The sequence below is a fragment of the Candidatus Cloacimonadota bacterium genome (genome assembly GCA_034722995.1).
GTDB lineage: Bacteria > Cloacimonadota > Cloacimonadia > JGIOTU-2 > JGIOTU-2 > JAGMCF01.
Genome location: JAYEOL010000056.1, coordinates 34750 through 42644 on the forward strand (window position 1 = coordinate 34750; position 7895 = coordinate 42644).

General features: G+C 31.0%; 5 protein-coding genes. All 5 read right to left on the reverse strand.

All coding sequences use genetic code 11. The features are described 5' to 3' along the window. Window positions 1–103: 103 nt before the first annotated feature. Window positions 104–649, reverse strand: coding sequence for an HDIG domain-containing protein (locus tag U9R23_06745; protein ID MEA3476117.1), 546 nt, complete (start codon window positions 647–649; stop codon window positions 104–106). A gap of 87 nt (window positions 650–736) precedes the next feature. Then, on the reverse strand, window positions 737–2101 hold the full coding sequence (locus tag U9R23_06750; protein MEA3476118.1) for a hypothetical protein: 1365 nt from the start codon (window positions 2099–2101) through the stop codon (window positions 737–739). Window positions 2102–2195: 94 nt separating this feature from the next. Further along, window positions 2196–3278: a radical SAM protein gene (locus U9R23_06755; GenBank protein MEA3476119.1), complete on the reverse strand. Its 1083-nt coding sequence runs from the start codon at window positions 3276–3278 to the stop codon at window positions 2196–2198. A gap of 361 nt (window positions 3279–3639) precedes the next feature. Next, on the reverse strand, window positions 3640–4899 hold the full coding sequence (locus U9R23_06760; GenBank protein ID MEA3476120.1) for a hypothetical protein: 1260 nt from the start codon (window positions 4897–4899) through the stop codon (window positions 3640–3642). 83 nt (window positions 4900–4982) lie between these two features. Next, on the reverse strand, window positions 4983–7532 hold the full coding sequence (locus U9R23_06765) for a hypothetical protein (GenBank protein ID MEA3476121.1): 2550 nt from the start codon (window positions 7530–7532) through the stop codon (window positions 4983–4985). Window positions 7533–7895 lie beyond the last annotated feature (363 nt).

Sequence of the window (7895 nt, forward strand, 5' to 3'; positions counted from 1 at the left end):
TGGTTGAACTGGTTGAACTGGTTGAACTGGTTGAACTGGTTGAACTGGTTGAACTGGTTGAATTGGTTGAATTGGTTGGACCGATTCAACTATGAAAGTAGTATTAAAACCCAAGTATATCCTCTATTCCAGCCATTGCCTTAATAGTGTAAGAAATAAAATCCTCAAGTTCCATATCAAATTCAGAACAGGATTTAATCTGCTCGCGGTTTGCTCCTGCTGCAAATCTTTTGTCTTTGAATCTTCTCATAACAAACTTTGTATCTAAAGCAGAAATTTTCTTTTCTGGATGCATTAAAGCCGAAGCAACAATCAGTCCAGTTAGGGAATCTACTGCATAAAGAACTTTATCTATAAGTGATACTCTATCAATATGCCCCGAATGTGAACAGATAGCATTTAGAACCTCTTCATCAAGATTATACGGTTTCAGCATTTCTACAGAAGTGAAACCATGTTTTGAGAAATCATCTTTCGTTTTCTCATAATCTAAATCGTGAAGCAGACCAGCCAATCTCCATTTCTCTTTATCCTGATTAAAGTATAGCGCAAAGTGCTTCATCGTTGCTTCTACAGCAAGACAATGTCTCTGCAGATTTTTATTTTTTACATTTTTTTTAAGTAACTCAAAAGCTTGTGAGCGTTCCATATTTTATCCTCTTTTAACAAATCGGTTATTGTTTATCCCCGCGTTTGCTGGGATTGCGCTGCTCTTCCTACAACCGTATGACGATTCCTACCCTAAAACTACATTTATCTTTAATATCTTTTTCCCAAAGGTTAAATAAAAACATTTTTCAACATAGTCATACTTAGAAATGAAGTCTATATTTTGTTGAAAATCTTTTTGTGCAATCATTTTACCTTTTTCACCGGATATTATCAACATTCTATTTTTACTAACAGCAACATAATAGTTCTCTTCCAGCCTACCATCTCTGATATAATCAATAGCAATTATTTCCGGGGTTTGCTTTTCTATTTTAGAAATTTGAATTGGAACCTCTCTTTTCCATAACAAGTGACCTTTTGCCTTTTCTATCAAATATTGCATTCCTTGTTTATCTATCAGTAATATTTTCTCTTCTCGTAACAGTTTGATATTTATTATTGCGTTTTGAAATGATTTACTCCATTTAAGTTTATAACTGTTTTTCCGTATACAAGTAAAAGTTTTGTTGCTTACTAAATAAATATTATCTGAATCAAAAACTGGGTTTAAGGTGATATTAGCTGGTGTTGTCCACTCCCAATCTTGTTCAAGTTCTGGAGCGGGAATTTTTGGCAGTAAAGCACTGTAGTCAATAATTAATTTTTTCTTCTCTTCCAAAAATTCTTTGCCACTACTTAATGTCCCCTGTCCCCATTTCCTTCCAAAGAATACATAGAAACCAGCAATGATGATAACAATTACCAAAGCTATAGCAGATACCTTGGTAGTAATTCTGAATTTTTTTTTATAAGGTAATCTGCCAGAACCTTGTGAAATATCAATTTTTAATATAGGTTTCTGTTCACTTTCAATTAGCTGGAAAATTTGATTTTCAAAATCACTTTTTGTAGAGATATTTATATTAAACTCATCAGATAATTTAGCAGGCAAGACAACAATATTTGTATCTTTTATTATTTTTTTAACATAAGTCTTAATCTGAATTTCAGACTCTTTAATTCCTAAAATAGGAAGTTCATAATTTTCCTCATAGATTTTATTAATATCAAATCCAATATATTCTAACTTATCAGAATAAGATATAATGACAAGTCTTCCTAATTGAATTGCATAAACAATATCATTTCTAATAATAAGAATTACTGTTGAGATTTCAAATTTCTGATTTTCTCTGTTGAAAAATGCAGCAAGTCTCCAATGCATTTCCACGGCAGTCTTTCGTAGCCGCTCTTTTATTTCGTATCCATCCTGATAGAAGTATTCATTAAAAACTTGAACAAGCAAAGTTATTGCTTTTTCAGCAAGCATACCTTTTTCAGGGGTTTGGAAAACCAATGCCACTTTCTCTGAATTGGTTGGGAAAAAGTCTGTATGGATTAAATTTCCTTCTTCCAAAGAGAAATATCTTTCTATTTTAATGTTTTTCATCGTCCGAGGAGTCGTCATGGATTCATCCTTCGTCCCGATTTCATCGGGACTACGAAGAACGGACCACTCCATGACGAACTTAAAACCAGTGTAATTATCTCCTGAAAAATCCTAACGCTGCTTTAAATAAGATTTTATTATTCATTAGCATATTTGTATAAGAAGCATTTGCTAATGGACAAAAGCACTTTTCAGTTCTGATTTTATTTCTCTCTTCCTTCAATTTCGGGTTCCTAAACCATATCTTTTTGAAATTGTAATTACTATCCTTTATATTACCAATTACTTTTGCTAAGATACAACAGGGCCAAACATCCCCATTTGGAACAATTTGAACAGAAAGAATTCCTGCATAACATTTTATTATCTGTCGCTGTTCTTTTAAAATCTTTTTAACCATCTTATAGTATTCAATTCTAAATGTTTGAGTAATTTTATTCATACCTCTAAATTTTGTATTTTTAATTGTATATAACAAAAAATCAATTGCCTGTGAATACTTCATTAAAGATGGTGTGATGTCAGATTCCATAGTATCCAGTTCTACACGGTTTTCAGCAATTTCAGTTATATATGAATCAGGGTGAAAATCCATTAATGTGCCAGCTACTCGCTGAAAATCGTCAACATTAAACTTTGATATTACAGAATGGATTCCCACATTTACATTATCTGAATTTAGCTTTTGAAGAGCTTTAACAGTTCTTATTGCATAATCATAAGCATTTTTTACACCTCTTATTTCATCATCTTTTTCACCAATCTCATCTATAGAAACATTTATGACTATGTTGCTTTTGGGACAATTTTTTGCAATTCTATTTACAACTTTTGGAATCTCTTTATATAAAAGCCCATTGGTTGGGATGTTTATAATCTTTGGTTTTGAGTATTTATAAATAGCATAAACAATATCAAAGAGGTCCTTTCTTAAGAATGGTTCTCCGCCACTTATTGTTACCCAATATACTGACTTGCCAATTTTTTTGAAAATTTTGGCATACTCTTCAGAAGAAAGTTCTGGAGATTTTATTTTCCAGATATTACAGGTTCTACATCTTGAATTGCATCTATATGTGACGCTAACCGTATAATTAACAGGCAAGAGAAATTTAACAGCCCATTTCTTTGCAATTCTAAGTAAGATTAATTTCCAGAGTAGTATTATGTTTTTCATCAGAAAATCCTTTCACCACGAAGGTTCATCCTTCGCAGTAGCAGTCCTACTGCTACGGAGAATGGACACGAAGACACAAAGAAAAAAAATAGAAATATGGTAAATTCAACAACTCTTCCCGATAAATCGGGATTCATGCTCCTTTGTGTTCCCGACAAGTCGGGATTGACATGTGGGTTTCATATTTTTACACTTTCATCAAAAATTTCAATCAATTTACATTACCTTTGCTGGTTCCCCGATATTCATCGGGATAACTTGAACCATACAATTAGATGTCTGGTTCAGATAGCATATCTAAACCAGCGAAAGATTTTTTTTACTAATAAATTTATCTCTTCTTGATTTTTCATAAAATGCATTATTTATGTTGTTTTAATCGTTTAAATTTTTGGTGTCTATCGAGTGCTGAATTTATATCTTCTATTGAAATTTTTAGTTCATGAAACAAGTAAACTGTTAATATCAATCTTATTCTTTCACTTAAATCAAATAATTCTATAGGACTCTCTACAACATACTCCGATTTTTTATTAGAATGAACTAAAAAATCTCTAGTAACTTCAACTTTTTTTGAAAAATTCTCTTTATCAACGATAAAATCATTAAATATTTTATCAAAAGGTTTATTATTTAAAAGTTTATCAACTTTATATTTTATATCTTTTTTTATATTAAACTTTTGTTTAATAAATCCTTCTAATGAAAAGTATAAAGACAAAAAATACATATTTGGTTTAATAACAGATTCGTAAAATATTTCAAAAAATAGTTTAAAGACATTTTCAAATTTACTACTTAAGTCAAACCATATATTCAAACTATTTTCAAATTCATTTTCTAATTGAGGGAAAGAAAAAAGCATATAATCTGAGCGAATATTATCTCTTATTTTTGGCTTTAAAGACGATCTTTCATAAATTACAATTTCCTCATTCAATTTTTCATTACCATATGCTTTATAACTTTTTTTTTCAATAGGATACCCAATTACTAAAATCAAAAATTTTTTTAGTATATTAATATTTTTTTTATACCAATAAAAGTTTTGAGGTTGTTCAGAAGTTAATATAAATTTAGAAGAATATTGAAAATTAATATTTTGTATAGTTGCATTTACTTTTTCACATATATATGTAATTTGTAAAATTGAGTTGATTGACTTTATTTTTACTTCATAATTTTCTGGTGGAGTATAACTTATTAAATATTTTTCTAATTTGTAACCCTCTTTATATTTTACTTTATCCAGTAGAGGTTTTTGAGATAGCCAATCCTCAAGATAAGTAAAATTTATACTTACTGATGAAAATTTTATATCTCGTTTTTGTTTAAAGTGTTTCCCAACAAATACATATCTAACACTTAAATTTGTGCCTTTAAAAAATGGTTCAAAGTCACTAATCTCATTTGTTTGAAATAAAGTGATATAATTACCATCAATATCTTGTCCTAAAATTATTTCATAACTTTTTAATCCAAAATCTTTAATGGTTTTAAAAGAACCAAATAATTCTAATATAATACTATTAGGGTATACCTTCAATATACCAGGAACTTTTGGGGTTTCATTATTGGGTAACCACCAATAACCTTTAATTATAAAATTTTCAAATATCATTAATTTCCCTGTTTTCTAACAAATCCTATTATAACCGCCATAAATTTAATGCATTATTTTCCTTAAATTTAAATACGAACAATTTATTCAACATTTCCTTCATCATCTGTCTTGATAAGCCATACATCATAGTCATATGTTGATTTTGTAGAACCTGTTATGATAAAACCACCGTCATTAGTCTGAGATACTGATTTGCCATAATCAATATAACTTCCGCTAAAGGTTTTGTCCCATTCTTCATTGCCAATTGCATCTGTCTTTATAAGCCAAATATCACTTCCACTTGCTTCTTGTAATCCTGTAGAACCGATTATGATAAAACCACCATCATTAGTCTGAGATACTGACTCGCCCTCATCTTTAGAATTCCCATCAAAGGTTCTATTCCATTCTTCATTCCCATTTTCATTTGTCTTGATAAGCCATACATCATGACCATATGAAGCTGTCCAACCTGTTATTATAAAACCACCATCCACAGTCTGGGATACTGAATTGCCACAATCACAACAATCACCACCAAAGGTTTTATTCCATTCTTCATTACCATTTGCATCAGTCTTTATAAGCCAAACATCATAACCATATGAAGCTGTAGAACCTGTTATTATAAAACCGCCGTCATCAGTCTGAGATACTGACTCGCCTCTATCATCTGAGCTTCCGCCAAATGTTCTGTTCCATTCCTCATTACCATTTACATCAGTCTTTATAAGCCATACATCATAACCACCTGCTCCGTAGGATTGTGTCCATCCTGTTATTATATAACCGCCATCTTCAGTGTAAGATACTGATTGACCACTATCCCAGTCAATTCCACCAAAAGTTTTATTCCATTCTTCATCGCCAAGTGCATCAGTCTTTATCAACCATACATCATAACCACCTGCTCCGTATGAGGATGTCCTACCTGTTATTATAAAACCTTCATCATCTGTCTGAGACACTGAATAGCCCTCATCTGTATTACTTCCACCAAAAGTTTTATTCCATTCTTCATTGCCAAGTGCATCTGTCTTTATAAGCCATATATCATTTCTACCTGCACCATATGACTTTGTCCAACCTGTTATTATAAAACCACCATCATAAGTCTGAGATACTGAACTGCCGCCATCAGAAGAACTTCCACCAAAGGTTTTTTTGAATGTGTTAAATACTTCCATCTCTGATTTAGAAGAAATATTATTTTCGTAAAATGCATAAATTTTGTAACAATAATAAATATTATTACAAAAGTCTACATTTTCATCTATCCATTCTGTAGTATTTTCATCAAGGATTGTATATTCAATTTGCCAGTCTCCATCTAATACTTTTTTATCAATTTTAAATCCCTCTTCACCAATACTATTATCATTCCAGGTTAATTTAACTGAATTGACAGATAATATTTCATATTGCAGGTTTGAAGGCGCTGGAAACACAATATTACTGTTTGATTCAATTTTGGTAGAGTTGTATTCTTCATAATATCCATAAACTCTATAATAAACAACTTCATAATTCCTTCCAACAGTAGAATCAGTCCATGTAGTAATATTGGAATCAACATAACCTAATTCATTTACCCATTCTTCATCATCAATTTTTCTATCAATCTTATATCCTTGTTCAAAAATACTATTGTCATCCCAATCTAATTTGAAAGTATGTACATTTAATTGTTCTATTTGTAAATTTGTCGGTGCAGGTAAACTATTTATATCGGCTTCAATATAACCCGAATGGTCATCTCCGATATAAGCACAGAGTTTATAATAATTAATAATTCCTGGAATTACATTTTGGTCTGTCCATTCTTCTGTATCTGCTGGAATATTTGTAGAATCCCAATCATTACCTTCTTCTTTTTTATAAACACAAAAACCATCTTCATTTTCGCAGTTATCCTTCCATGTAAGTTTAATAGAAGTTGCGGAAATAGGTTCTATTTGTAAATTGGAGGGTGCTGGTAAAAATGGGATAAAATAATTTTGTGTGGAATCAGAATAAGAATTTCCACAAACCGCAAAAACTTTGTAATAGCAAGTATCGTATAAAGATGGATTATAATCAATATAACTTGTAGTGTCTGGTTCAAGTAATTTATAGTTCTCCTGCCAATCTGCGTCACCAATTTTTCTATCAACGCGGAAATTAAGTTCACCAATGCTATTATCTTGCCATATTAGTTTTATACTATCTTGAGCAATTTGTTCTAATTGTAGATTTGTCGGAGCAGCTATTTCTCCAAACCAGCCGGCTGGAATGGAATAATCAGAATAATCGTTTCCATCAAATGCTCTTACTCTGTATGAATAAACTGTATCTGAAGTTGTATGAATTACATCTGGAAACGAAGTGATATTAGCTTCAACTTCATCAAAAATATCTTGCCAGTTAAATGTTCCTACTTTTCGTGAAATAAGAAATTTTGTTTCATTAGTAGAATTATCTGTCCAAGAAAGTTGAATTTTGTTATTTTCAACTAAAGTAATTTCCAAATTAGCTGGTGCTAATAATTGTTCTTCTGGTGAGGTGGTCTTTTTTGAGCAGAATGTAAGTATAAAAGCAAATGCAACAATAATTGCAATAAGTAATATTTTTCTCCACATTTTATCGGGATTAATATTTTGTTTCATCATTTTTACCTTCCTCTTGTTTTATTTTATATGCCAAAAATTAATTTCACTTCCTTTCTGGCTACGGCTTGCTCTACCAAAACGAGTGTCATTCCCGATCCAATCGGGAATCCAGTAAAATACTTACCCTCACGAAAGTGGGAAAAGGATTTTGGATTCCGCATCAAGTGCGGAATGACAATACAATAGTATTTTGCATAACAAATTTTACATAAATTAATTTCATAACCTCTATTCAGTCTAGCAAACTTAAGTCATCCCGATGCATTGAGATAAGTCAAGTTTTACAATTTATGTACATACACTAATTTTTCATCGCATCAAAACCATTTTCCTAATTTTTGTATACTTTTCAGCTTTCAGTCT